Source organism: Kitasatospora sp. NPDC057223, assembly GCF_042669755.1.
Classification (GTDB): domain Bacteria; phylum Actinomycetota; class Actinomycetes; order Streptomycetales; family Streptomycetaceae; genus Kitasatospora.
The window spans coordinates 104,677-130,685 of the sequence record NZ_JBHUWW010000007.1; the positions used below are offsets into that span (position 1 = coordinate 104,677).

The 26,009-nt window shown below is 73.9% G+C and carries 21 protein-coding genes, 1 tRNA gene and 1 riboswitch; of the genes, 12 read left to right on the top strand and 10 right to left on the bottom strand.

Annotated elements, in window-relative coordinates; genetic code table 11:
* The first annotated feature begins 41 nt into the window (after positions 1–41).
* Positions 42–1,439, top strand: coding sequence for a hypothetical protein (locus ACFUK0_RS05105; protein WP_380246663.1), 1,398 nt, complete (start codon positions 42–44; stop codon positions 1,437–1,439).
* Between the two features lie 54 nt (positions 1,440–1,493).
* Here the strand turns inward: ACFUK0_RS05105 and ACFUK0_RS05110 are convergent, their stop codons facing one another.
* Positions 1,494–2,987 carry an aminopeptidase P family protein gene (locus tag ACFUK0_RS05110; protein ID WP_380246664.1) on the bottom strand — a complete coding sequence of 498 codons (1,494 nt, stop codon included), beginning with the start codon at positions 2,985–2,987 and terminating at the stop codon, positions 1,494–1,496.
* A 160-nt stretch (positions 2,988–3,147) separates the two neighbouring features.
* A complete protein-coding gene (locus ACFUK0_RS05115) occupies positions 3,148–4,626 on the bottom strand; it encodes a PP2C family protein-serine/threonine phosphatase (RefSeq protein ID WP_380246665.1) in 1,479 nt (492 codons plus the stop codon).
* Between the two features lie 661 nt (positions 4,627–5,287).
* Here ACFUK0_RS05115 and ACFUK0_RS05120 point away from each other — a divergent pair.
* Entirely contained in the window at positions 5,288–5,923 is a 636-nt protein-coding gene (locus tag ACFUK0_RS05120; protein WP_380246666.1) for a bifunctional DNA primase/polymerase, read from the top strand.
* 251 nt (positions 5,924–6,174) lie between these two features.
* On the opposite strand, the gene ACFUK0_RS05125 is transcribed toward ACFUK0_RS05120, so the two are convergent.
* The 4 genes from ACFUK0_RS05125 to ACFUK0_RS05140 form a co-directional block, all read right to left on the bottom strand.
* On the bottom strand, positions 6,175–7,179 hold the full coding sequence (locus ACFUK0_RS05125) for a DUF5926 family protein (protein WP_380246667.1): 1,005 nt from the start codon (positions 7,177–7,179) through the stop codon (positions 6,175–6,177).
* A 56-nt stretch (positions 7,180–7,235) separates the two neighbouring features.
* Entirely contained in the window at positions 7,236–7,832 is a 597-nt protein-coding gene (locus ACFUK0_RS05130) for an ATP-binding protein (protein WP_380246668.1), read from the bottom strand.
* A 201-nt stretch (positions 7,833–8,033) separates the two neighbouring features.
* Positions 8,034–8,870, bottom strand: a complete 837-nt coding sequence (locus ACFUK0_RS05135; RefSeq protein WP_380246669.1) for a glycerophosphodiester phosphodiesterase family protein — start codon at positions 8,868–8,870, stop codon at positions 8,034–8,036.
* Between the two features lie 120 nt (positions 8,871–8,990).
* Positions 8,991–10,340 (bottom strand): purine-cytosine permease family protein, encoded by a 1,350-nt coding sequence (locus tag ACFUK0_RS05140; RefSeq protein WP_380246670.1) that lies wholly within the window; start codon positions 10,338–10,340, stop codon positions 8,991–8,993.
* Positions 10,341–10,422: 82 nt separating this feature from the next.
* Positions 10,423–10,572, bottom strand: a riboswitch (TPP riboswitch).
* Positions 10,573–10,801: 229 nt separating this feature from the next.
* Here ACFUK0_RS05140 and ACFUK0_RS05145 point away from each other — a divergent pair.
* Complete coding sequence (locus ACFUK0_RS05145) at positions 10,802–12,493, top strand: S1C family serine protease (RefSeq protein ID WP_380246671.1); 1,692 nt, start codon at positions 10,802–10,804, stop codon at positions 12,491–12,493.
* Positions 12,494–12,581: 88 nt separating this feature from the next.
* Positions 12,582–12,669: transfer RNA gene (locus ACFUK0_RS05150), tRNA-Ser, on the top strand.
* Between the two features lie 126 nt (positions 12,670–12,795).
* Here ACFUK0_RS05150 and ACFUK0_RS05155 read toward each other — a convergent pair.
* Positions 12,796–13,680 (bottom strand): prohibitin family protein, encoded by an 885-nt coding sequence (locus ACFUK0_RS05155; protein WP_380246672.1) that lies wholly within the window; start codon positions 13,678–13,680, stop codon positions 12,796–12,798.
* Between the two features lie 145 nt (positions 13,681–13,825).
* Positions 13,826–14,473, bottom strand: coding sequence for an HAD family hydrolase (locus tag ACFUK0_RS05160; protein ID WP_380246673.1), 648 nt, complete (start codon positions 14,471–14,473; stop codon positions 13,826–13,828).
* A 227-nt stretch (positions 14,474–14,700) separates the two neighbouring features.
* On the opposite strand from ACFUK0_RS05160, the gene ACFUK0_RS05165 reads away from it, so the two are divergent.
* From ACFUK0_RS05165 to ACFUK0_RS05185, 5 genes are all read left to right on the top strand, one after another.
* Entirely contained in the window at positions 14,701–15,822 is a 1,122-nt protein-coding gene (locus tag ACFUK0_RS05165) for a peptidoglycan-binding protein (protein ID WP_380246674.1), read from the top strand.
* Between the two features lie 82 nt (positions 15,823–15,904).
* Positions 15,905–16,759 (top strand): MerR family transcriptional regulator, encoded by an 855-nt coding sequence (locus ACFUK0_RS05170; RefSeq protein ID WP_380246675.1) that lies wholly within the window; start codon positions 15,905–15,907, stop codon positions 16,757–16,759.
* 266 nt (positions 16,760–17,025) lie between these two features.
* A complete protein-coding gene (locus tag ACFUK0_RS05175) occupies positions 17,026–18,390 on the top strand; it encodes an FAD-binding oxidoreductase (protein WP_380246676.1) in 1,365 nt (454 codons plus the stop codon).
* A gap of 429 nt (positions 18,391–18,819) precedes the next feature.
* A complete protein-coding gene (locus ACFUK0_RS05180) occupies positions 18,820–19,203 on the top strand; it encodes a hypothetical protein (RefSeq protein ID WP_380246677.1) in 384 nt (127 codons plus the stop codon).
* A gap of 385 nt (positions 19,204–19,588) precedes the next feature.
* Complete coding sequence (locus tag ACFUK0_RS05185) at positions 19,589–20,344, top strand: pyridoxal 5'-phosphate synthase (RefSeq protein ID WP_380246678.1); 756 nt, start codon at positions 19,589–19,591, stop codon at positions 20,342–20,344.
* Between the two features lie 60 nt (positions 20,345–20,404).
* Here ACFUK0_RS05185 and ACFUK0_RS05190 read toward each other — a convergent pair whose 3' ends face one another.
* A complete protein-coding gene (locus tag ACFUK0_RS05190; RefSeq protein ID WP_380246679.1) occupies positions 20,405–21,526 on the bottom strand; it encodes a DMT family transporter in 1,122 nt (373 codons plus the stop codon).
* 151 nt (positions 21,527–21,677) lie between these two features.
* Here ACFUK0_RS05190 and ACFUK0_RS05195 point away from each other — a divergent pair, with 151 nt between their 5' ends.
* Positions 21,678–22,586 carry a DUF1906 domain-containing protein gene (locus ACFUK0_RS05195; protein ID WP_380246680.1) on the top strand — a complete coding sequence of 303 codons (909 nt, stop codon included), beginning with the start codon at positions 21,678–21,680 and terminating at the stop codon, positions 22,584–22,586.
* A 64-nt stretch (positions 22,587–22,650) separates the two neighbouring features.
* Positions 22,651–23,880, top strand: coding sequence for a hypothetical protein (locus ACFUK0_RS05200; protein WP_380246681.1), 1,230 nt, complete (start codon positions 22,651–22,653; stop codon positions 23,878–23,880).
* Here ACFUK0_RS05200 and ACFUK0_RS05205 read toward each other — a convergent pair.
* On the bottom strand, positions 23,817–24,032 hold the full coding sequence (locus tag ACFUK0_RS05205) for a hypothetical protein (protein ID WP_380246682.1): 216 nt from the start codon (positions 24,030–24,032) through the stop codon (positions 23,817–23,819). The two genes, ACFUK0_RS05200 and ACFUK0_RS05205, sit on opposite strands and share 64 nt — an antisense overlap.
* Positions 24,033–24,305: 273 nt before the next feature.
* Between ACFUK0_RS05205 and ACFUK0_RS05210 the strand changes: the two genes are divergently transcribed.
* Positions 24,306–25,967, top strand: coding sequence for a long-chain fatty acid--CoA ligase (locus tag ACFUK0_RS05210; protein ID WP_380246683.1), 1,662 nt, complete (start codon positions 24,306–24,308; stop codon positions 25,965–25,967).
* Positions 25,968–26,009: the final 42 nt, after the last annotated feature.

Consider the following 26,009-nt stretch of genomic DNA (forward strand, 5'->3'; position numbering starts at 1 on the left):
CGGGCCCTGGACACCCTCGAGAAGCAGCTGGAGAAGGTCCGATGAGTCAGAACCATCCCAGGCCGCCCGGCGGCGGCTCAGGTGACAGCCCGACCGAACGGCTGCTCCGGGCAGCACTGGGTGCCCGCGCGGAGCAGATCTCCGGGCACGACCTGCGCCCGGCGCACCCGCCGAGCCTGCGGACACGCCGGTTGCGTCCGGTGTACGTCGTGGCGGTGCCGCTGTTAGGTCTGGCCGCTGCGACGGCCTTCGCCCTGCTGGGGCCGCACACGAGCCCGCAGGCCGGGCGGGAGAAGGCGCCTCCGGCGGCCACGCTCACGGCCGTCCCGAGCCCCGCCGCGAGCGAGGCGCCCAGTCCCGGTCCATCCCCGACCGGGTCCTCCACGGTCACGGAGGCGACCCCGCAGGCGCCGCCGGAGGACGTCCCGGCCTCGCCGACCTCGGCGCCGACCGGCAACCGGCCGGTTCCGTACGACTTCCGGGGCGTCAGGTTCCAGGTCCCGGCGGGGTGGACGGTGGTTGCTCCGGATCCGGCGTCGACCACGCTGTGCGTGCTGAGCCCGGGTGCTCCGGCGGCTGCCGACACGGCCGCCTGCGTGCCGTACGGCGTCGTGCTGGCGGTCTACAACACACCGGACGAGGTCGAGCACGCGCTCTGGCCGACCATGGCGGACCTCTCCTCGGACCTGGGCTGGTCGCACCAGCCCTACTGCCCGGTCTGGGGCAACCCGCACCCGCCCGGTGCCGGTGACGCCTACCGGGCGGCGGGCAGTCCCGTCGAGACCAGGGACATCGTGGCGGGCCGCGCCGTCCACAAGACCCAGTGGCAGGGCTCCTGCGACGGCAAGGAGACTTTCACGTCGCAGATGTGGGGTCTGCGGACCGATCAGGTCTTGGTCGCGGCGAACGGCCTGAAGCCCGGCTACCAGGCCGCTCTGGTGTCGATCCTGGACACGCTGGACCTGAGCGGCCGGCCGGCCCCGCTGCTGGAGCCGCACCGGAACGACGTCGACATCACCGTGGACGGCCTCGGGGTCGGGCAGCAGGTCTCCAACGACGGTGCGGCGGTGTCGTTCTCGGTGACTTACCGCAACACCAGCCAGAGCGCGTACCCGGCCGTCCGGGCCGTGCTGTACGCCGAGGGGTACGCGGGCGTCTCGGGTGCCCCGCCGATCACGGAGGGCACGCTGGAGCGCAGGGACGGCGCGGGCTGGACGCCGCTGACGCTCGGCACCGGCGCCGCGCCCCTCCCGGGGAGCGACCTGGTGTTCCGGCTGGCCCCGGGGCAGAGCCGGACGGTGGAGTACCGGATGAGGCTGACCGCCCGGGACGGCGCGGGCGTGCTTCCGGTGACGGCCCGGGCGCAGCTGCCGTCCGACGGGCAGGGCGAGCGGGTCCTGGGGGAGAAGAGCATCCCGGTGCGGGTCGTGGTGAAGTAGCCCGCCCGGTGCCGTGGGCCGGATCCCGCCGGCCCACGGCACCGCTCCCGCGGGTCAGCCCGCCAGGGCGGCCATCCAGGCCTCGACCTCGTCGGCGCCGCGGGGCAGGGCGGCCGAGAGGTTCTCGTTGCCGTCGGCGGTGACCAGGATGTCGTCCTCGATCCGGACGCCGATGCCGCGGTACTCCTCGGGGACGGTCAGGTCGTCCTGCTGGAAGTACAGGCCGGGCTCGACGGTCAGCACCATGCCGGGCTCCAGAGCTGCGTCGACGTACGTCTCGCGGCGGGCGTGGGCGCAGTCGTGGACGTCGAGGCCGAGCATGTGGCCGGTGCCGTGCAGGGTCCAGCGGCGCTGGAGACCGAGCTCCAGGACCTTCTCGACGTCGTACACGTCGGCGTCCAGCAGGCCCCAGGCGAGCAGGCGTTCGGCGAGCACCCGCTGCGCGGCGTCGTGGAAGTCGCGGAAGCGCGCGCCGGGCTTCACCGCGGCGATGCCGGCCTCCTGGGCGTCGAGGACGGCCTGGTAGACGGCGCGCTGCAGGTCGTTGAAGCGGCCGTTGATCGGCAGCGTGCGGGTGACGTCGGCGGTGTAGAGGGTGTTGGTCTCCACGCCGGCGTCGAGCAGCAGCAGTTCGCCGGGGCGGACGTCGCCGTCGTTGCGCACCCAGTGCAGGGTGGTGGCGTGCGGGCCGGCGGCGCAGATGGAGCCGTAGCCGACGTCGTTGCCCTCGACCCGGGCGCGGCGCCAGAAGGTGCCCTCGATCCAGCGCTCGGAGGTGGCGACGGCCTGGCCCAGCTCGCGGACCACGTCGGTGAAGCCGTTGACGGTGGCCGTGCAGGCGGCGCGCAGCTCGCCGATCTCCCACGCGTCCTTGACCAGGCGCAGCCCGCTCAGGAACTCGGTGAACTCGGCGTCCCGGTCGGCGTCGAGCACGTCGGCGAGGGCGCTCTCCAGGGCGGCGTCGTAGCCGCGGACGATCCGGGTGGGGGCGGGCGCGGCGGCCCTGAGCTCCTCGGCGGCCTTGCGGACGTCGCGGGCGGGCAGGCCGAGCAGCTGCTCCGCCTCCTCCAGGCTGTGCCGGCGGCCGACCCACAGCTCGCCGTTGCCGTCGAGCCAGAACTCGCCGTTCGCCCGGTCGGAGCGGGGCAGCAGGTAGAGGCCGAAGCGGTGGCCGGTGGCGCCGGCGGGCTCGCCGACGAGCACCGCGTCCTCCGTCCGGTCGCCGGTGAGGTGGACGTACTCGCTGGCCGCGCGGAACGAGTACTCGGTGTCGTTGGCCCGCACCCGCAGGTTGCCGGCGGGGACGACGAGGCGCTCGCCGGGGTAGGCGGCGGACAGCCTGGCACGGCGCTCGGCGGCGTACGCCGCCTGCGGGAGGGGGTCGAGGCCGTGCAGTTCGGTGTCGGCCCAGCCGGACTTCATGGAGCCGGCGAGCTCCTCGGAGACCTCGCCGTAGAGGCCGTTCTTGCGGCCCTTCGGGCGCTCGTCCTCGTCGGGTCCGGCGGCCTCGGGGTTCTCGGCCACTGCCGGGGTACGGTCCTCGGTCACGTACGTCGCCTCCTTGCGAACGGTACGGCCGCCCATGGGGGTCCCCCGGCGGGAGGCCGGGGCGCGTCGGATCGCGACACGCGTGGGTGGCCGTGCGTCCCATGGTACGGACGGCCACCCGGACACAGGTTCGGGGGGCGGTGGGGCCCCGCGCGGCCGGTCACTCGAAGCGCGCGGCCAGCACCACCAGGTCGTCCGTCAGGTCGCCGGCGCCGCCGCCGGCCGCGTCGGCACAGGTCAGCAGGTGTGCGCAGAGCCGGTCGGGGTTGCCCCGCAGTTCGCGCGGGGCGTCCGCGGCGGCCCGGCGCAGGGCGCTCTGGCCGGCGTGCAGGGTCGGGCCGAAGCGCCGGGCCAGGCCCTCGGTGTAGAGCACCAGGACGTCCCCGCGCTCCGCGTCGAGCTCGACGCCGGGTGCCTCCCAGCAGCTGAGCATGCCGAGCGGCGCGGACAGCGAGGTCTCGACGAAGTTCGCGCCGTAGCGGGTGACCAGCACCGGCGGGCAGTGTCCGGCGCCGGCCAGGGTGATCCGGCGCTCGTCCGGCTCCACCCAGGCGTAGACGGCGGTGGCACTGCGGGCCGGTTCGGTGGTTTTGAGCAGCAGTTCGAGGTCGCCGAGGACGGAGACCGGGTCCTCGCCCTCCAGCACCGCGTACGCCCGCAGCGCGGCCCGGACCCGGCCCATCGCGGCGGCCGCCCCGGGCGCCGACCCGGGACCGGCGCCCGGCCCGTCGCCCGAGACGCTGCCGACGCTCAGGCCGAGCGAGCCGTCGGGCAGGGCGATCGCGTCGTACCAGTCGCCGGCGGCCGAGCGGTCGAGCCCGGCGGGCACGCAGCGGGCGGCCAGCCGGACGCCGGGGAGCTGCGGCAGGTGGTCGGGCAGCAGGCCCCGGCGCAGTGCCTCGGCCGTCCGCCGGGAGCGTTCGGCCGCCAGCTGGCCGGCCAGCAGCGGGGCGGCGACCTCGCAGTAGGCCGCGGCGAGCCGCAGCCGCCGCTCGGTGGGCTCGGTGGGCTCGTCGTAGAACCAGACGGCGGCGGCCAGCGGGCCGTCCTCCTCGGTGGCGAGCGGCAGGCCGACGCAGGCGCCGAGGCCGAGCTGGCCGGCCACCTCGCGCAGTCGCGGGCCGGTGGCCGGGTCGCCGGCCAGGTCGGTGTGCAGCAGCCGGTCCGGGCGGTCGTGCGGGCGCAGCAGCCCGTCGAGGGGGCCCTGGCCGGACGGGACGGTCTCCAGTGCGCCGAGGGCGGCCCGGTCCAGGCCGAGGCCCACCGGCCGGCCGCCGCCGCCGGGCGTGGCGGTGACGACGAATCCCCGGCGGGCGCCGAGCAGGGCGGCACCGGAGTCGAGCAGGGTCGCGAGGGCGGCGTCCAGTCCGCGCGCGCGGACGAGCAGCGTGGTGTGCCCGGTCAGCTCGGTCAGGTCCGACAGCTCGGTCAGGTCGGCGAGGTCGGCGGGGCCCCGGTCGGGCTGGTCCCCGGCGGCCGCGGGGCGGCAGGCGGTGACCGCCGCGGGCGCCGCGGCCGGGAGGGCCGGCAGCACCGGGGCGCTGCGGCCGGGGGCGGTCGCGCAGAGCTGGGCGGTGGCGGACGGCGCGGTGGCGGACGGTGTCGCCAGCTGCGCCGCGGACGGGTGGGACTCGGTCATGCCGTTGCTCCCAGCACGGTGGTACGGGTCATGCGAAACCCCCTGGTCCGGCCCGGGCCGGTCGGTTCACCGCCGATCGCCGCGAACCTCGCCGCGAATCGTCGTCGTACGTCGTTTCTCGTCATTGATCGTCATGAACGGCACCACTTCTGGACAGGCCATTCGGGGCATTTCCGGGAGCGGGCCGGGCGGCCGGCCGGTGTTCCGGGACGGCACCGGGATGTCCTGCCCGTCCTGCATGGAACCCGCGGGAGCGGGCAGAGTGGCAGGGACGGCGTTCACCCGCCGGTCGCCCCGCAGGTCGCCCCGTCGGCCGCCTCGCCGGTCACGGGACGGCCCCACCGAAGCCGAGCCGAAGCCGCACCGAAGCCCGGAACGACGGCCGTCCGGATCGTATGCTTCCGCTGCCCGCGGGCCGGTCCGGTTGCGGGCCACTCACTCGTACGGTGGAACCAGCAGCGTCTGAGCAGCGTCCATCTGGTCGCATGAGGGATTCTCGTTCCAGGGGCCGACCTTCCAGGGGCCCTTTTCAAGTCCTGTTCCATGTCGTGTTCCACGTCGCGTGCCGTCCGGCGCGACTGCGGTGATGGCCGGCCCTCGTGGCCGAACGGCTCCGGTGGGGCCGGCAAGCCCCAGCGGTCACGGAAAGGAACGAGCGCCCATGCGTGAGACCAGGAGAGACCGGCGAGAGGCCCGCTCCGCCAGGCTGGCCGCAGCTCTGGCAGCCGCCGTCGAGTACCGCTGGCCGGTGGTGCCCGGTGCACAGGCACCCGGCGGCCACTGCGCCTGCGAGAGTTCCGACTGCCCGGTTCCCGGCGCGCATCCGCACGACCCACCGCTGCTGGCGGCCACCACGGACGCCCGGATGGTGCAGTGGTGGTGGGAGCGGCGGTGCCCGGACGCGCCCGTCCTGGTCGCCACCGGCCGCGCGGTCTCGGCGGTCAGCCTGCCGGCCGAGCCCGCGGCCCGCGCACTGGCCTACTTCGGTGCCCTGCGGATGCCGCTCGGCCCGGTGCTGGCCATGCCCGGCCGGTACGCGCTGCTGGTCGCCCCGTACTCGATGGAGACGCTCGCCGAGCTGCTCGCGCAGCAGCCCTGGGTGCCGGGCTCGATGCGCTACCACGGGCCCGGCGGGTACCTGGCGCTGCCGCCGGGGTCGGGCCGGGAGCCGGTGCGCTGGGTGTCGCCGCCCGGGCGGGCGGAGGACGGCGGGGTGTGGCTGCCGGAGGTCGGCCCGCTGCTGGAGGAGCTGGTCACCGCGACCGCGAAGCAGGACAGCGGCCGTCCGAGGTACTAGGGATACCCGGGGTACTGCAGATACCCGGGGTGTCAGAGGTACCCGAGGTGTGCGAGGTACCGGTCGTCCGGCAGGCCGTGAGCGGCCTCGTCCGGGGCAATGAGAAATCCGGCCGCTGGCGACGGGGGATGCACCAGCGACCGGACTCATTGAAACAGTAACAAGGATCGGCGGCCGCGCCAATTTCCAAAACCCGGCCGCCGCCCGGAAATTGCGGGCGGCGGCCGGAATGTGACGCGTATCACGCCGGATCAGTTCAGCGTGACCTGACGGTTCACCAGGTTGGCGCGGGCCCGCCGCTCCTCGCCGGTCAGCGGCGCGTCGTCCTTGAGCGCCCCGGCCAGCCGCTCGGCGAACTCGGCCGCCGGCTTCTCGCAGTCGGCGGCGGTCATCGCCAGCGGCAGGTCCCACACCGGCACGGTCAGCCCGTGCGCCCGGAACGAGCCGACCAGGCGGGTGTCCGCACCGATCGAGGAGAGGTCGGCGGCGGTCAGCCGGGCCAGTGCGTCCAGCAGCTGCTCCTCGGGGATGGTCATCACCCAGCGCAGGTGGTTCTTGTCCGGGGTGGCGCACCAGTACGCGGCGTCCACGCTCGCCAGCTTCTCGGTCGGGATCGCCGAGGCGTTGGCCCGCTCCAGGGAGGCGGCGACCTCGCCGGTGGCGGACTCCGCGTCCTCCAGCCAGAACTCGAAGCCGGTGTGCACGGCCGGGACGAACTCGGCGGCCGGGTCCAGCAGGTCCTGCAGGCGGCGCCCGCCGGGCACCGTCCGGCGGGACGGCACCGGGGCGCCGGGCTCGGCGGCGAGGGCCAGCTCCAGCGCGTCCGCGAGGTCGCGGCTGAGGTCGCCGGAGGCGGACTGGGTCTGCAGGCCCAGCAGGATCGAGCCGTCCTGGCGGCGCAGCGCGGGCCAGGCCAGCGGCAGTACGGTCGCCAGCGTCACCGACGGGACGTCCCCCGTCGCGCTGTCGGCGACCCCGGCCGCGAGCTTCAGCGGCACCGTCGCGGCCGGCACCAGCTCGCGCAGGGCCACCCAGTCGGCCTCTCCCGCCAGACCCTCGAACGGGCGGTGCACCAGCTCCTGGACGGCGTGCGAGGCCTCCCGGCCGTGACACGCCTTGTACCGGCGGCCCGATCCGCAGGGGCAGTCCTCGCGGGCGCCGACCACCGGGACGGTACCCGTGGCGGACGCGGCGGATCCTGCGGTGGCGGACTGGCTGCGCTGCGGCGCCTTCTTGGCGGCGGCCTTCTTGCCCATGGTGCGGCTCTCCCGGGAACGGTGACTTCTTGCCCCGGCAGCCTACTGAGGTTTCCTCACGCGCTTCGCGCGTCGCTCCCGCCCCGCCGGGCGTGCCGGGCCCGCGCGGGCAGTGCCGCCCAGACCGTGACCTCGCCGGGGGCGTCCCGTACGCCCCAGTCGCCCGCCAGTTGGCCGACGATGCTCAGTCCGCGCCCGCCCCGCGAGGTCAGTGAGGGGCTGGACGGCATCGGCCGGGTCGGCGCGCCGCCGTCGGTGACCTCCAGGGTCAGCATGCCGTCCGCCTGCAGGTGCCAGCGCACCAGTACGCCGCCGGGTTCGTCCCCGTCCGCGGCGCGGCCGGCCGGCGGACAGCCGTTCCCGGCCGTGCCCGAGGGGCCTCCGGACGGCAGGCCCACCAGCACGGCGTCCACCACCTCGGCGTCGGTCTGCTCGCCCAGATCGAGCAGCCGCCCGAGCGGTCTCGCGTACCGGCACGCGTTGCTGAGCAGTTCGGAGAGAATCAGAACCGCGTCGTCGACCACCGTGTCCGGTATCTGCCGGTCGCCCAGATCCCGACGCAGCCGACGTCGCGCGACCCCGACGCTGGCCGGGCCGTGCGGCACCGCCATGGTCGATGAAGTCGGCACTTCGCGCGCCACCATCAACGCCACCCCCGGACCTCCTTAGCCTATGCCGAGGGATGGATGCCCCTTCGGAATGGGTCGGAAACGGGTGCGGGGCGATCCCGCGCGGACATTTCAAGACTTGTGACAGGCGAGGTGCGAAAGGTCATTCCCCCTCACCCTCGGTGCATTCCGGCCACCGAAAGCAATCCGCCCGGCGGATCAATACCGCAGGCGTGACGGGCCGGGCTACCGGCCGAGCCGGGCGAGCACCTGGGCGGGGCGGTTGGTGATGATCGCGGAAACCCCGAGCTCCAGGCAGAGTTCGACGTCGGCCGGTTCGTCCACCGTCCACACGTGCACCTGGTGGCCGGCCCGGCGCAGGGCCGGGACCAGCTCGGGCCGGGCCCGCACCAGGTCGATGCCGGGGCCGGCGATGCCCGCGCCGCCGGGCAGCGAGGTGCCCGGCCGCACGCGCAGCGGCAGCATCCGGTCGAAGAGGAAGACCCGCGCGTAGTCGGGCGCGGCCCGCCGGACCCGGTCCAGCGCCAGCGAGGAGAAGCTCATGATCCGCGCCTGCGGCCGCTTCCCCGACGGGTCGGCGCCGGGCCCGGCCGGCCCGGCGATGCCGAAGCGGGCCAGCGTGCCCAGCAGCTCGGCCTCCACCAGGCCCCGGTAGCGGACGGGGTGCTTGGTCTCGATCGCCAGGTCGACCCGGCGGCCGCAGTCGGCGACCAGCTCCAGCAGGCTCTCCAGCCGCAGCACACCGTGCCGCTCGCCGCCCTCGCCGCTGCCGCCGGTCTTCCAGGAGCCGAAGTCGTACGCCTCCAACTGCGCCAGCGTCAGCGCGGACACCGAGCCGTGCCCGTCCGAGACCCGCTTGACCGTCCGGTCGTGCACGCAGACCAGCTGCCGGTCCGCCGTCAGCCGGACATCGCACTCGACGCCGTCCGCGCCTTCGGCGAGGGCCCGGCGGTACGCGGCGAGGGTGTGCTCCGGCAGGGCGTCGGAGGAGCCGCGGTGGGCGACCACCTGGACGGCGTGCGCGGTGCCGGCTGCGGCGGGGGAGAGGTCGGGGCTGGTCACAGGGCCACGATAGGCGCCGCAGGTGACACGGAGGCGACGGCGGCCCCAACCTGTGGGGCCGCCGTCACCGTACTGCCGTAAACCCGGCGCCCTGCGGCCGGGAAGCGCCGCTGGCCGGGCTCAGGCCTGCGAGCGGCTCCCGGCCCCGGTCAGCGGGGTGAGGGCCCAGGTGATCAGGGCGGGCACCAGGAAGCCGAACAGCGAGGCGGAGGTCCAGGACTGCGGCGTGAAGTGCAGCGCCTCCTGCGCGCTCGTCCAGAAGTCCGTCCACCAGCCCGCCACGGCGGTCGGCGCGAGGAACTGGTACGTGGCGAAGCCCAGCACCCACGGCAGCAGCATCAGCCAGCGCGACGGCGCCTGCTCGGAGAGGTCCCAGCCGCGCCGGCCGGCGCCCAGGAAGTAGTCGACGGCGAGCACCGCGAACAGCGGCACGAAGACCGAGCCGATCAGCCCGAGGAAGGCGTAGTACGAGTCGGTGAACACCTTGATCTGCAACGCCAGGACGGTGATCAGCACCCCGATCCCGCCGGTCAGCACCCGGCGGTCGATCCGCGGGAACAGGTTCTGGACCGACATCGCGGTCGAGTACACGTTCGCGAAGGACTGGTCGGTCTCGCGCAGCACCAGCACCAGCAGGAACGCCCAGCCGGCCCACACGCCGGTGAACGAGGAGAAGATCTTCTCGGTGTCTCCGCCGGACTGCAGCAGCGCGATCAGACCCAGCACGTAGCACCAGACCTGGGCCACGGTGTAGCCCGAGAAGGTGCCCCAGAACGAGGCCGAGGGCGTCCGCGAGTGCCGGGTGTAGTCCGCGGCCAGCGGCACGAACGAGATCGACACCGCGATGATCGCGTCGGTCGCCCCGAGGAACCCGTGCCAGTTGCCCGCTCCCGGGTCCGGGAAGCCCTGACGGGCCAGCTGGACGGTGAAGTACACCATCGCGACGCCCACCGCCGCGGCCACGTACTTGCGCAGCACGGCGATGGAGCCGAGCGGCCAGATGGTCAGCACGGTGGTCAGCGCGCCCGCCAGGACGACGAACAGCCAGCGGTACCCGTCGGTGCCCGCCACCGTCTGGGCGCCGCCCGCGATCACGATCAGCTCGAAGACGCCCCAGCCGACGCACTGCGCGATGTTCAGCACGGTCGGGACGTAGCTCAGCTTCGTGCCGAACAGCCCGCGCAGGTTCGCCATCGCGGGCGCCCCCGTCCGTGCGCCGATCAGCGCGGCCACGCCGAGCGCCGCCGTACCGATCACCGTGCCCGCGAGGATCGCGACCACGGCCGCCGTGAAGGACAGCTCCTCGCCCTGCGCGCCCAGCACCGTCGCCGCGCTGCTGAAACCGATCAGGCTGACGCCCAGGTTCAGCCAGAGCGCGAACTGGTCCTTGAAGGACAGCGTGCGCGGCGGCTCGGTGTCGAGCACGAGCGGGGCCTCGGCGCGCCCCTCGGGTGCCGGGCGGTCCAGCACGGCGACGTCCGTGTGAAGACCCTCGGAAGGGTGGGGGAATTCCGTGGACGCCGAGGCGTCCGAAGAAGAGGATGACGAAGCAGGCGCCATGGCCGATACTCCCTACGCCGGCATTACCCGGACAGGTTCCGGCGGTCAGCGCTCCCTCGGCCGGGGACCACGACTACCGTGGCGTACGGTCGACCAGCGCACTCTCAGCCTGGAAGAGGTCCAAGCTCCCGCGTGTGTCAGTTCGAAGCGACAGGCTAGCGGGGGCAGGGGCGAACGCCAAGGCCGGGGCGGCCGGCCGTCCACATCGCGGGATCGCGGCGAGCGCGCGGGGGAGCGCGTGGGACGGTTCGGGCGCGCTTGTTCGTTCTGCCTAAGGATTCTTATGAGTTCTTCAGAGAGCCCCTTACGGCAATCGAATCCCCAGTAGGAAAAACTATGGTTCTTGGTCCTGTCAGCTATGGAGGTCGTCAGTGAGCACCGAGCGCGAGAGTGGGTCCACCGGGCCGCAGGGGGAGCAGGTCCCCGGCGGTCACGGACCGGTGGGTCCGGCGCCTGACGGCCCGGCCGCACCGCCCGAGTTCCCCGCCCCCGCAGGCGCCGGCGCACCGGCCGAGGATTCGCCGCGGACACTGGCCTTCGGCAAGGTGACCGCCCCGGAGCCCGAGCCCGCCGCCCCTGTCGCCCCTGCTGCGCCCGCCACCCCGTCCTACCTGGACGCGCCGCCGCCCGTCCTGCCGCAGGCCCCGGCCCCCGCCGCTCCCGCCGCCCCGTCCTACCTGGACGCGCCGCCGCCGGCCAACCCGTACGCGACGCCGGCGCCCGCCGCCGCCCACGACCCGTACGCCGCCCCGGCCCCGGCCGCCGCCCAGGCCCCGGCCCCGGTCCCTGCCGAGCACGCGCACCACCCCTTCGGCGCCGGCCAGCCGCTCGGCGGCTGGGGCGCCCACGAGCAGGGCCCCGGCGGCACCTTCGGCGGCGCGGGTGTCCCCGGCGGCCCCGGCTACCCGGGCGCCTACCCCGGCGCGGCCCCCGGCGGCCCGCGCAAGAAGCGCGGCGGCCTGATCGCCCTGATCGCCGCGGTCGCCCTGGTCGCCGGTGTGGCCGGCGGCGCCGTCGGCGCGGCCGTCACCGACCGCGACGACACGGTCGCCTCCGCCAACGACAACCGCAGCACCACCGTCCAGGCGGGCAACACCCAGAAGACCGAGGCCGCCCCCGGCTCGGTCGCCGGGATCGCCCAGAAGGCACTGCCCAGCACCGTCACCATCAAGGCGGAGGGCAGCACCGAGTCCGGCACCGGCACCGGCTTCGTCTTCGACACCGAGGGCCACATCCTCACCAACAACCACGTGGTCGCCCCGGCCGCGAACGGCGGCAAGCTGACCGTCAAGTTCGCCGACGGCTCCGCCTACAGCGCCTCCGTGCTCGGCCGCGCCGAGGGCTACGACGTCGCCGTGGTCAAGCTCGACAACCCGCCCACGGAGAAGCTCAACCCGCTCCCGCTCGGCGACTCCGACAAGGTCAACGTCGGCGACGCCACCATCGCCATCGGCGCCCCGTACGGCCTTGAGTCCACCGTCACCACCGGCATCGTCAGCGCCAAGGACCGCCCGGTGGCCTCCGGCGACGAGACCGGCGCGCAGGCCTCCTACATGAACGCCCTGCAGACCGACGCCTCCATCAACCCGGGCAACTCCGGCGGCCCGCTGCTGGACGCCACCGGCGCCGTCATCGGCATCAACTCGGCGATCCAGTCCAACACTTCGGGATCCGGCCGGGCCGGCAGCATCGGCCTCGGCTTCGCCATCCCGATCAACCAGGCCAAGTGGGTCGCCAGCACCCTGATCGAGACCAAGACCCCCGTCTACGCCATCCTCGGCGTGCTGCGCAACGACGACTACAAGGGCGACGGCGCCCAGATCCAGTCCAACGCCGTCCAGGGCCAGCCCGCCGTCACCCCGAACGGCCCCGCCGACAAGGCCGGCCTGAAGCCCGGCGACGTCATCACCAAGCTCGGCGGCAGCCCGATCGAGAACGGCCCGGCCCTGGTCAGCAAGATCTGGACCCACAAGCCCGGCGACACCGTCGACGTCGAGTACACCCGCGACGGCAAGACCGCCACCACCAAGGTCACCCTCGGCGAGCGCAAGGGCGACAGCTGACCTGACCCCGGACGCCCCACCCCGCACGCCCCGCTCCGGAAACCCTGTGCACCGAACCCCGCCGGACCCGTTAGGCTGGCCCCCGCCTGGAGAGCTGCCCGAGCGGCCTAAGGGAACAGTCTTGAAAACTGTCGTGAGGTGACCCCTCACCGTGGGTTCGAATCCCACGCTCTCCGCGGGAGAGACGGCCCCTGACCAGCAGCAACGGTCAGGGGCCGTTGCCGTGCCCCGGCGTTGTGGCGGGGCGTCAGGGCGCCGGGCCCGGCCGCCCGCACGGGGCCGGGGTGCCGGCGGACGGGGGGTTACCGCTTGGTGCCGTCCACGATGACCGGGGTGCCGGTGCTGCCGCAGGGGCTGGCGTAGACGGGGTTCTTCTCGGCGGCGGCCTTGAAGGCGTCGATGCACTGGCTCATCAGGATCTTGTCGGTGAGGGAGTTGGCGATCGCGGTGTTGGCGGCCGCGGTGCTCTCGGAGTCGATCTTGCGCTTGTCGGCCTCGGCCTTGGCGGTGAGGACGGCTGCGGCGGCCTGGGCGGTGGCCTGGTCCTGCGCGATCTTGGCGTCGATCGCCTTCTGGAGGCTGTCGCTCGGCTTGACGTTGCGCAGGTTGACGCCGTTGATGCGGATGCCACGGGGGGCCAGGCGTTCGGTGATCAGCTTGTCGATCTCGGCGCTGATCGCCTCGCGCTGGGAGGTGTAGCCCTCGACGCCGGTGTGGCGGGCGAAGACGTTGCGGACGATCTCGCGGCTGTCGGGGTTGACCAGGCGCTGCTGGACGGCGTCGGCGCTGCCGGCCAGCTTGTAGAGCGCGAGGGCGTGCTCGGGGTCGATCGACCACTTCACGGTCAGGTCCGCGAAGAGCACGCCGCCTTCGGAGGAGCGGACCTCGACGGTCTCGTCGCCGGTGAGGTTGAGGTCGGCCGGGCGGGTCGAGTAGGTGGTCACGTCGGTCACCGGCGACTTCAGGTGCAGGCCGGGCTGCCAGGTGCCGCCCACCTTGCCGAGGGTGGCGGGGACGCCCACCTCGTACGGCTCGACCACGTACGTGAAGGTGGTGAGGGCGAGGACGACCCCGAGGGCGCCGACCGCGAAGCCGGAGACTCCGACGAGGCGGGAGGCGCCGTTGCGGCGTCTGAGCACGATCAGGGTGATGCCGAGGGCGAGCAGCAGGGCGGCTATGTAGATCATCGGTCACGTCTCTCGGTCTTCGTCGGCTGGACGGCGGCAGCCTAGGAAGCCGGGTGGTGACCGGGCGGGTGGTTCAGCCGATGTTCACGGGACGGTTGCCGCAGGGTCGTCCGGGGCGGCGCCCGTCCGGTGCTCAGTCCGCTGCTCAGCCCAGTGCCAGCAGGTGTTCGGCGGCGGCGGCGACGTCGTCCGTGCGGTGGTCGGGGGCCGGGTGCGGGGCCGTCCAGGGGCGGCCGGCGGAGATCCAGAGCGAGCGGATGCCGGCTGCGGCGGCGCCGGTGATGTCGGTGGCGGGGTTGTTGCCGACCATCCAGGTGTCGGGGGTGAGCGGCAGGCCGCAGCGGGCGGCCGCGATGCGGAAGATCTCGGGGTCGGGTTTGCGGGCGCCGGCCTCCTCGGAGATGCAGACGGCGTCGACGTGGTGCTGGAGGCCGACCCTGTCGATCTTGGCGCGCTGGACGTCGGTGACGCCGTTGCTGAGGATCCCGACCGTCCAGCCGGCCGCCCGGAGCCGGTCGAGGCCGGTGAGCGTCTCCGGCCGGTGCACGGCGGCGGCGCCCAGCGTGGCGACGTAGTCGGCCCACAGTTCGTCGGTGCTCCCGGGCAGGCCGGTGCTCTCGCGCAGGGCGGTGAAGGTCTGCGGGCAGGTGCGCAGCTTCAGGGCGTCGGCGACCCGGCGGGCGGCGTCCTCGCCGAGGCCTCGGGCGGCGCAGAACTCGGCGGTCGACGCCGCGACGGGGATCCGGCGCTCGATCAGGGTGTGGTCGAGGTCGATGAGGACGAGCTTGGGCATGCGGCCGACCCTACGGCCGCGGCGCCGCGCGGCGGCCGCCGACACGGTGTGACCAGGACGGTTGGTCAACATCCTGCATCGCGGATCACACGATCGAGCGGTTTGGCGGCTTTCCGGTCGGCGTCATTCCGCTTCTGCCGTTAGCTGGTTGATCGCGGGCGAACTGTCCCGCGATCCTCCCGGGCGTCGACCGCCCGGGGATCTTCGGCATGTCCAGGAGGCACCTCATGGCCTGGTACCCCGGCGCTGAGCGCATGGAACTGCAACCCGAATCGGACGGCCAGCCGGCCATCGTCCCGACCCAGCTCATCCTCCACAGCATCGCCGCGCCCTGGTCGCCGCGGCGGATCTACGAGTACTGGCGCGACTCCACCAACCTGGAGTCGCACTTCGGCCTCGGCTACGACGGCAGCCTCGGCCAGTACATCGGGACGCAGACCCGTGCCGACGCCAACATGCACGCCAACCTCCGGCCGGACGGCACCGGCGCGGTGTCCTGCGAGTCGGCGTCCAACCTCCAGCACACCGACCCCTGGACGGACGCGCAGATCGCGACGCTCGTCCGGCTCGGCGTCTGGCTGCACCGCCAGCACGGCCTCCCGCTGCGGATCTGCCGCACCTGGGACGACCCGGGGTACGGCTACCACCGGCTGTTCCCGCAGTGGTCGGACGGCGGCACGGCCTGTCCGGGCGACGCCCGGGTCCGGCAGTTCCAGGAGGTGGTGTTCCCCGGCATCGTCAGCGCCGCCGCCGGCGGCAAGGTGCCCTCGCCCCGTCCGGTGCCCACCCCGCAGGCCGATCCGGCGCGCTACCAGGTGTCGATCGGCGGGCTGCAGTACGGCTACGGCGCCCACGGGCCGCACGTCCGCGAGGTCGGCGAGGCCCTGGTCGCGTCCGGCCACGGCTCGCACTACACGAGCGGCCCGGACGAGGACTGGCGCGACCCGGACACCCTCAACTACGCGGACTACCAGCGCTCCCTCGGGTACAGCGGGGCTGCGGCGGACGGCGTCCCGGGGGAGGAGTCGCTGCGCCGCCTGCTCGGCCACCTCCCCGCTCCGCGCACCGTCTCGCTGGCCCACGTGCGGGCCGCGGCGCGCACCGACCCGGGCGCGGAGCAGGGCCACCTCACCTACGGCGACGAGGTGCGGATCGTCGAGCAGGCACTCGCCGACGAGGGCCTGCTCGACCCCGTCCGGGTGGACGGCTCGCTGGGCACGACGACGCTGGCGGCGTACGCCGGATTCCAGCGGCGGCTGGGCTACGAGGGCGCCGACGCCGACGGCATCCCGGGCCAGCGCAGCCTGACCGAACTCGGCAACCGGCACGGCTTCACCGTCACGGACTGACGCGGTACGCGGGCCGGCACCCGGCCGCCCGGCTCCGGCGCTTGACCATGACACCGTGTGAGGCTGTGTGCTGGGAGGCGTCATGTTCAACATCGGAGAATTTGCCAAGCACGGCCGAGTGTCGGTCCGCATGCTGCGTCACTACGACGCCATCGGGCTGCTGCGCCCGGCCCGGGTCGACCCGGTCACCGGCTACCGCTCGTACGAGGCGGGGCAGTTGTCCCGCCTCAACCGCGTCATCGCGCTCAAGGACCTCGGCTTCACCCTGCACCAGGTGCAGAGCGTCCTGGACGAGCAGGTGGGCGCGGAGGAGCTGCGCGGGATGCTCCGGCTGCGCCGGGCGGAGCTGGCGGCCGCCCTGGCGGCGGACGCCAGACGGCTGGCCCACGTCGAGGCGAGACTCCGGACGATCGAGAGTGAGGGAACGATGCCTGCCGACGACGTGGTGATGAAGAGCATTCCGGCCGTACGGGTGGCCGAGCTGACGGGCCTGGCGGCCAGCTACGAGCCCGAGGACATCAGCCCGGTGATCGGGCCGCTGTACGACGAGCTGTGCCGTCGGCTGACGGGGGCCGGCCTGTCCTTCGGCCCGGGCATCGCCTACTACGAGGACGCGCCGGGCGAGGGCGAGGAGGTCGTCGTCCACGCGGCGATGACGGTCACGGGCGTCACGGGCGTCACGGGCGTCGAGGGCGTCGGGGGCGCGGACGAACGGTACGACTTCGCGATCGTCGACCTGCCCGCGATCGAGAGCGCCGCGACGGTCGTGCACCGGGGGTCGATGGACGAGGTGATGCCGACCGTCCAGCAGCTGGCCCGCTGGATCGACACCAACGGCTACCGGTCCACCGGCTACTCGCGTGAGCTGTACCTGGAGTGCCCGGAGGACGTCGGCAAGTGGGTGACGGAGATCCAGGAGCCGGTCACCCGCACCTGACCGCCCCGCCCGGCCGGTCCCTCCGGCGACGACCACCGCTCCGGCTCGGGCTCGGGCTCGGACCGGGCCCGCTGTGCCGACCTGCTCGCACTGTCCGGCCTGCCCGTCCTCCCGTGCTGTTGCTGAAGCCAGTTGACCGACGATCAGAAACTCCGGCGTCCGGCCGCTCCTGAGACGGTGCTTGCCCGGGGCGGTCCCGGCGCGACAGAGTGCGCAGCAGGCGGGATGCCCGCCACCGCCTGTGCGGCGAGCGATCGGAGACTGCTTTGAGCGACCTGACGGACCGGCTGCAGGAGGGGCTCCCGGCCGGCGCCCTGGCGGTGGACCCGGATGTCACCGCTGCCTACAGCCGTGACATGGCCGGGTTCTGCGAGGCCGGGGCCCCGGCCGTGGTGGTGTTCCCGGAGACGGTGGAGCAGGTGCAGCACGTCATGCGGACCGCGACCGAGCTGCGGGTGCCGGTGGTGCCGCAGGGCGCCCGGACGGGGTTGTCCGGCGGTGCCAACGCGGTGGACGGCTGCATCGTGCTGTCGATGGTCAAGATGAACCGGATCCTGGAGATCGATCCGGTGAACCGGATCGCGGTCGTCGAGCCGGGCGTGGTGAACGCCGAACTCTCCAGGGCGGCTGCTGGATTGGGCCTCTCCTACCCGCCGGACCCGTCCAGCTGGGAGTCCTGCACGATCGGCGGCAACATCGCCACCGGGGCCGGCGGGCTCTGCTGCGTGAAGTACGGGGTGACCAGCGAGTACGTGCTCGGCCTGGAGGTGGTGCTGGCGGACGGCCGGCTGCTGAGCACCGGCCGCCGTACCGCCAAGGGCGTCGCGGGCTACGACCTGACCAGGCTGCTGGTCGGTTCGGAGGGGACGCTGGGCGTGGTGGTGCGTGCGGTGGTGGCCTTGCGCCCCGCGCCCGCACCGCAGTTGGCGCTGGCGGCGGAGTTCCCGAGCACCGACGCGGCATGTGCGGCGGTCTGCGAGGTGATGGCGAAGGGCTTCACGCCCTCGCTGATGGAGCTGATGGACGCCGTCACCGTGCGGGCGGTCAACGACCTCGCGCAGATGGGGTTGCCGGAGTCCACCCAGGCGCTGTTGCTGGTCGCCTTCGACGGCCCGGACGCGGTGGCCGAGTTGGCGGCGGTGGGCGAGCTGTGCCTGGCGGCGGGGGCGACCGAGGTGGTGCCGGCGGAGGACCGGGCGGAGTCCGAACTCCTCTTGGAGGCAAGGCGGCTGGCGCTGCCTGCCCTGGAACGGCTCGGTACCACGATGATCGACGACGTCGCGGTGCCGCGTTCGCGGATGGCCGAGATGCTGCGCGGGGTGACCGCGATCGCCGAGCGGTGCGAGGTGGGCATCGGGATGGTCTGCCATGCCGGCGACGGCAACACCCACCCGATCGTCATCTTCGATGCGAACGATCCGGAGCAGGCCGTCCGGGCGAAGCAGTCGTTCGACGAGATCATGGGGCTGGGGCTGGAGCTGGGCGGGACGATCACCGGCGAGCACGGGGTCGGGCTGCTCAAGCGGGACTGGCTGGAGCGGGAGCTCGGCCCGGTCGCGGTCGCGCTCCAGCGGCAGTTGAAGGCGGTCTTCGACCCGCTGGGAATCCTCAACCCCGGCAAGGCTGTCTAGCGGGCGCCGCAGATTCTCTGATTTTCCTCTCATGGTGAGGAATGACGGTTCCCTCATCGTAGATCGGCTTGATTTATCGACTTGGACGGCTGACCGCACCTCAACGGGGGCGCGTCGGAGGAAGGCCCGCGCCGGGGTGGCGCGGGCCTTCGCATTTGTGCGCCCTCCGCGCCCCGGGCAGGCCTTCCGAAAATGGCCACCGTTCGGGGGAAATACCTGTTCAGCACCAGTGTGTCGGTCCACGAACCGACGGCCTTCGGATAATCGCCGCGGGATGGATGTCACGCTAATGGGCGAATTGAAGGCGGAGGGGTGGTGCTTTGTCGATTTGTTGCGGAAGTCTGGTCTCCGGCGTCGCAGCCCGCAGAGGTTCGTCTGGCCGCGAACTTCGGCACACATTACATGACTTACAGCTTTATGGAGGCTCTCATGGCACGCTTCGGCATCGTCGGCACCCCTGCCCGCAGCACTGCCCGCAGCACCGTTCGTACGGCTCGTACCGGCCGCGCACTCGGTCTGCTCACCGCGCTACCGCTGGCGGCGGGCCTGCTGCTTGCCGGGGCCGGTGCGGCAGCCGCCGACAACGGCGCACTGGCCGGGGACGGTTCCAACAGCAGCGTGGTGTCGAACATCGGCAGCGGCAACATCTTCGGCTCGGTGGACGGCAACTACAACGCGACGCAGCAGACGGCGACCGGCTCCGGTGCCTCGAACCAGAACAACACGCTGGGGGTGAAGGACAACTCGGGCCTCGTTTTCGCGGACCAGTCCAACACCAACTTCCACGTGGTCTTCGCCCCGGTCTTCCGCTGAGAGGCGCCTTGAGCCGGTGACGGCGCACGGACGGCGGGGGCGCCGGACGTGAGCGGTCACCCGGGCAGGTCGGACGAGCAGCGGCCACGGGTGAGCTGAGCACCCGCGGTACGAGCCCGAAGACCGTAGAACCCGCGCGGCAGCACCGCGCGGGTGTGTTCCACCGGGCAGCGGAAAGGGTCACCGCCAACCGGCCTCGTGGGCGGCGCCGATCACCGGCGCCGCCCACCGGCACGTCCGGCGCCGTCCACCGGCACGTCCGGCGCCGTCCGCAGGTACATACGGCGCCGTCCGCAGGCACGTCCGGCGCCGCCTGCCGGAGCCGTCGCCCGGTAGCGTTGCGCTCGCAGCAGGGCAGGTGGCCGAGGACCGAGAAGGAGACATCGTGAGCGACCCGGTGAAGCACCCGGCGGGTGCACCGAGTGCGGTGGCCGGCCTGCTGCTCGGCCGCCCGCCGATGGCCCGTGCGCTGCCCGACTTCGACCCCGGCCGGGCGCCCGCCGCCCCCGGGCCGCTGTTCGCCGACTGGCTCGCCGCCGCTCTCACCGCCGGGGTGCTCGACCCGCAGGTGGCGACGCTCTCCACGATCGGTGCGGACGGCGTGCCGGACGCCCGGATGCTGGTGCTCCGGGACGTGGACGCCGACGGCGGCGGCTGGGTCTTCGCGATCGACGCCGACAGCCCGAAGGGCCGCCAGCTCGCCGCGCACCCGGTGGCCGCGCTCACGCTGTACTGGCCGTTGCAGGGCCGGCAGGTCCGGGTCCGGGGATCGATCGAGCCGGCGTCGCCGGAGGCCTCGGCGGCCGAGTTCGCGACTCGTTCGCCCGGGGCACGGGCGGCGACCCTGGTCGGCCGGCAGAGCGAGCCGCTGGCCGCCCTGACGGACTACGACGCCGCGGCGGCGGCGGTCGGCCGGCTGCTGGAGGAGGCGCCGGACACCGTCGCTCCGACCCACACCGTGTACACCCTGCGGGCGCTGGAGGTGGAGTTCTGGCAGGGCGACCAGACCCGCCGTCACGTCCGGCTGCGCTACAGCCGTCCGCGCACCGGCGGCACCGACGGCACTGACGACAGCAGCGTCACCGGCGGCACCGCCGACGCGGGCGACACCGGCTGGGCCGCCACACTGCTCTGGCCCTGACCCGGCCGCGCCGCCCGCTCAGCGCCAGCGCCCCAGCACCGCCGCCCCAGCACCGCCGCCTCAGCGCCGCCCGCTCAGCGTGGCGCCCACGCTCGCCGCGACCACGCAGCCGATACCGGCCAGCTGCGGCCACCCCAGCAACTGGTGCAGGAGGACGAGCCCGACCAGCGCGCTGACCGCCGGCTCCAGGCTCACCAGCACGCTGAAGACCCGCTGCGGCATCCGTCGCAGGGCGGTCATCTCCAGCGCGTACGGGATCACCGGCAGCAGCAGCGACACTCCGGCCACCGCGAGCAGCAGCAGGGCGGGGGAGGCGCCGGGGGCGGTCAGGCCGTGCCAGGCCTGGCCGATCCCGAACGGGGCCAGCACCACCGCGCCGACGGTCATCGACACGGCCAGGCCCTGGAAGCCCTGGAAGGCCGCGCCGACCTTGTCGGTGAAGAGGATGTAGATCCCGTAGCAGGCCGCCGCACCGAAGGCGTAGGCCAGGCCGACCGGGTCCAGCGACGAGCCGCCGCCGCTGCCGTGTCCGCCGCCCGCCCCGGCGAACAGGGTGAGCAGGACGACTCCGCCGCCGGCGAGCGCGGCCCACAGCAGGTGGGCGGCCCGGCGGGCGAAGACCAGGGCGACGGCCAGCGGGCCGAGGAACTCGATGGTGGCGGCGGTGCCCATCGGCAGCCGGTCGATCGCCCCGGCGAACAGCAGCGTCATCCCGGCCGAGGCCAGGCCGAGCAGTCCGGCAGCGCGGAGGTCGCGCGGGCTGCGGCCGCGCAGCCGGGGCCGGGTGACCGCCAGCAGGACGGCGGCGGCGAAGCCGATCCGCAGGAAGACCGTGCCGCCCACGCCGAGTGGTCCGAACAGGGGCTTGGACAGGGCGATGCCGGTCTGGACGGTGAACATGGCCAGTACACAGAGAAGCGGCGCCGGGATTCTCGCCGGGCGCCGCAGCAGCTTCGAGGTCCGCCGGCCGGGTGTCCGGCCGGCCGGGGGGCCGGGTGGCGCCCCCTGGAGTCCGTCCACGGTGGCGGTGCTGCTGCGCCCCGCGCCGCTTCGTCGCCAGCCACCGCGCTCGCCGGCGGGCTCGCCCTTGGGGGCGGGCGGCATGGCAAGGGCCTCGGCGTCGGCGACGGTGGCGCCGGATCGCGCCGGGGCGGCGGTCTCGCGGGGGTGGGGAGCGGGCATGGCAGCGAGTGTGCCGTAAGGAGTCTCGGTGCGGCAAGCTCGTTACCAAAATGCGGACGGAAGGGGACGGTACGGCTGAAAGGGTGGCGTAGGAGCGCCACTGCGGCACTGTCGCGCGGATGATCCGATGACCCGTCAGTACCAATGGTCTGTGCGCTATCTCCGTCCGACGTCCCTGGCAGCCGCCTCCCTCGTCCTGCTCCTCGCCACCGACGGCGGGGCGGGGACGTACGCGGAGGCGCTCTCCGCCGCGACCGTGGCGGCGGCGGGACCGGCGGCGAAGTCACCCGCCCCGCTCGCGCCCCGGATCCACCGTGCGGTCCTGGACGACCCGGCCGGGCCGCCGGCGGGCCGGCCCCGCGAGGTGTTCGACGGAGCCGGGTTCGACGTCTGCACCGTGTCCTCGCTCGACACCATGAAGGCCTGGCTCGCCTCCCCGTACCGGGCGATCGGCATCTACACCAGCGGCAGCCAGCGCGGTTGCAGCCAGCCCCGGCTGACCGCCGACTGGATCCGCCGGGCCCGCGCGATGGGCTGGCGCTTCGTGCCCACCCACGTCGGCCGGCAGGCGCCCTGCAGCACGCAGAAGCAGAAGCCACGGCTCATCGACCCGGCCGACGCCGTCCAGCAGGGGCGTGACGAGGCGGCGGTCGCCGTGCGCGGTCTGCAGGCGGTCGGCCTGGGCAAGGGCAGCCCGGTCTACCTGGACATCGAGTCGTACCCCGTGCAGGACCCGGCCTGCGGTCAGGCCGTCGTCGACTTCACCCTCGGCTGGACCCAGGCCCTGCACGCCGCCGGCTACCGCTCGGGCTTCTACTCCAGCCTCGACTCCGGCATCGCCGACCTGGCGGCCGCTGCCCGCGCGGGCAGCTCCCCGCTCCCCGACGCCGTCTGGTACGCCCAGTGGGACGACCGCGCCTCGACCGACGCCGCCCTCGGCGCCGGCCGCTGGGCCGACCACCAGCGCATCCACCAGTACCGGGGCAACGTCGAGGAGACGTACGGCGGCGTCACCCTCACCGTCGACCGCGACCGGCTCGACAGCCTGGTCGCGGCCTGAGGCCACCATCCGCCCCGTCAGGCCGCCCGGATACGCTGTCAGACCAACGCATCAGGGGGCGGGAATGTCGGACGGGTACGGACAAGGCGGCCAGAGCGGTCACGACGGTCAGGGCCGGCAGCAGGCGTACGGGCAGGGGTACGGGCAGCAGAATCCGTACGCGCAGCAGAACCCGTACGCGCAGCCCGTCCCACCACAGCAGAACCCCTACGCACAGCCGGCCCCCCAGCACCCGGCCCCGCAGTACTCCGCCCCCCAGTACCCGGCGCCGCACCCGCACCCGCACCCGGCCCCGCCGGCCGGCGCAGCGGGCTTTCCCGGGCCGGCGCCCCGCCGCAGCCGGGCCGGGGTGCTGCTCCAGTTCCTGCTCCAGTGGTTCTACGCGCCGCTCTGGATCCTCGCGCTCGCCGCGCTCTTCGCGCTGCTGCTGTTCGCGGGCGGCGGCGGCCCCGCCGGGCCGGACTCGGACGGCTGGCTGAAGGTCAACCGCTCCTTCCTGCCGCCGCGCCGCCTGCGGGCCGAACTGACCGGCCGCCCCGAGCACTGGGAGGCGTACCTCGCGCCGATCCTGGACCGCCGGATCCGCCGTGCCGAGGCCGAGGACGGCTGGGAGCCCGCCGAGCTGGGCCCGGACGGCGTCCGGACGGCGCGGGTACGGCTCGCGCTGCGGTTCTACCGGGGCCTCGGCGCCGCCGGGGTGGTCCGGCTCGCGGAGCGCTACGGCTGGGCCGGGTTCGCGGGCGGGACGGACGAGGAGCACGTCACCGTCAGCCGCCGGATCGCCCCGCCGCCCGTCCAGGGCCCGGTCCCGCAGGACCGGCCGGCCGCCCCGGGCACGCCGTGGGGCCCGCGCCCGTCCCGGTTCGTCCCGGCGCTGCCGTTCCTCCTGGTGCTGCAGCTGGTCTACGCGCCCGTCTACGGGCTCGCGACGATCTGGGTGCACCGCAGCGACCCGGAGTACTGGAGCAACTGGGGCGCCCGCTGGATGGTCGGCCCGCGCGCGATCTGGCCCGAGGTCACCGGCAGTGCCGCCGCCTGGGACCGCCATCTGCGGCGGATCCTGGAGCGGGACGCCACCAAGGAGCTGGCGAAGCTGCCCGGCGAGTACCACCGCGGCCCGGACGGCGGGTTCCTGCGCCGGGTCCGGGTCGACCTGGCGACCTACCGGGGCGCCGGCGCCCACCACGTGCTGCGGGTCGCGGCCGAGACCGGCTGGCAGCTCGACCCCTCCTACCCGCCGCGCCCCGAGGTCAGCGTCCGCCTCTGCCGCCCGGACCGCACGCCGGCGGCCTGAGCGGGAGCCCGGTCGCGCACCGCCCACCGGAGCAGGCGGCGGACGGCCCGGGCCAGGACGGTCCGTCCGCCGGTGAACAGCGGGGCGGCGACGCGGTCCTCGCGGCGCCGTTGCAGGTCCCGCTCGAACCGGTCGGTGATGATCGGGGTCATCCGTCCCTCCCTCGCGTCGGCGTGGCCGTCGACTCCCACGAGCGGCCCACACCGGTGAGTCTGCGGCCCGCCCGGCGCCGGCTTCCACGGCCAATCGGGGGAAGGTGGCCTGCTCCGGGCCCGGACGGAGCCGGCCGTCGTGGCCCAGCCGTGACCGGCGCAACGGCTGTCGGGTGCTGACATCGGGTCGCGCGAGCGGCACAATCGGCCTCGGGCGCCCCTCGTTACCGTCGGGTAGCCCGGCCAGGAGCCGCCAGGTCAAGGAGGACCCGCGTGTTCAGCACCATGCAGGACGTACCGCTCACCGTCGCCCGGATCCTCACCCACGGAGCCACCGTCCACGGCCGCTCCACCGTCACCACCTGGGACGGGACCGGCCCGGTGACCCGTACGTACGCCGAGGTCGGGGCCCGGGCGGCGCGGCTCGCGCACGCGCTGCGGGACGAGCTCGGGGTGACGGGTGACGACCGGGTGGCGACCCTGATGTGGAACAACGCCCAGCATCTGGAGGCCTACCTGGCCATCCCGTCGATGGGCGCGGTGCTGCACACCCTCAACCTGCGGCTGCCGGCGCACCAGCTGTCGTTCATCGTCAACCACGCCGCCGACCGGGTGGTCATCCTGGACGGCAGCCTGCTGCCGCTGCTGGCCGCGGTGCTGCCGCAGCTGAACCCGACGCTCAAGCACCTGGTGGTGAGCGGCGAGGGCGACCGGTCCGTGCTGGACGGCTTCGCCGGGACGGTGCACGACTACGAGGACCTGATCGCCGGTCGCCCGGACGCGTACCCGTGGCCCACCGACATCGACGAGCGCCAGGCGGCGTCCCTCTGCTACACCTCCGGCACCACCGGCGATCCGAAGGGCGTGCTCTACAGCCACCGCTCGGTGTACCTGCACTGCCTCCAGGTGATCGCGGCCGACAGCTTCGGGCTGACCTCGCGGGACACCGCGCTGCCGGTCGTCCCGATGTTCCACGTGAACGCCTGGGGGATCCCGCACGCCGCGTTCATGTCGGGCGCGAACCTGCTGATGCCGGACCGCTTCCTCCAGCCGAAGCCGCTCGCCGCGATGATCGACCTGGTCAGGCCGACGGTGAGCGCCGCCGTGCCGACGATCTGGAGCGGCCTGCTCGACGAGCTGGACGCAGGCGACTACGACACCTCCACCCTGCGGATGGTCGTGATCGGCGGCTCCGCCTGCCCGCCCGCGCTGATGAAGGCCTTCCAGGACCGGCACGGCATCCCCGTGGTGCACGCCTGGGGCATGACCGAGACCTCGCCGCTGGGCTCCTTCGCCCTCCCGCCGGGCGGGCTGACACCCGAGCAGGAGTGGCCGTACCGCCTCACCCAGGGCCTGTTCCCGGCCTCCGTCGAGGCCCGCCTGACCGGGCCGGCCGGCGAGTTCATGCCGCACGACGGCGTGGCGGCCGGCGAGCTGGAGGTGCGCGGACCGTGGATCGCCGGGGCGTACTACGGGGGCGCGGGCAACGACCCGGAGCGCCCGGACGACAAGTTCAGCGAGGACGGCTGGCTGCGGACCGGTGACGTCGGCACCATCACCGCCGACGGCTACCTGACGCTGACCGACCGGGCCAAGGACGTGATCAAGTCCGGCGGCGAGTGGATCTCCTCGGTCGAGCTGGAGAACGCGCTGATGGCGCACCCGGAGGTCGCGGAGGCCGCCGTCGTCGCCGTCCCGGACGAGAAGTGGGGCGAGCGCCCGCTCGCCACCGTCGTGCTGCGCCCGGGTGCGGTCGCCGGACTGCCCGAGCTGCGGGCGTTCCTGGCGGAGCGGATCGCCTCCTGGCAGCTGCCCGAGCGCTGGTCGATCGTCGAGGCGGTGCCGAAGACCTCGGTCGGCAAGTTCGACAAGAAGGTCATCCGGGCGTCCTACGCGGCCGAGGAGCTGGACGTCACCGTCCTCGGCAAGGAGTAGCCGCCCGCCCCGTGAACGCCGTCGGGCCGCCCTGAGGAGGGG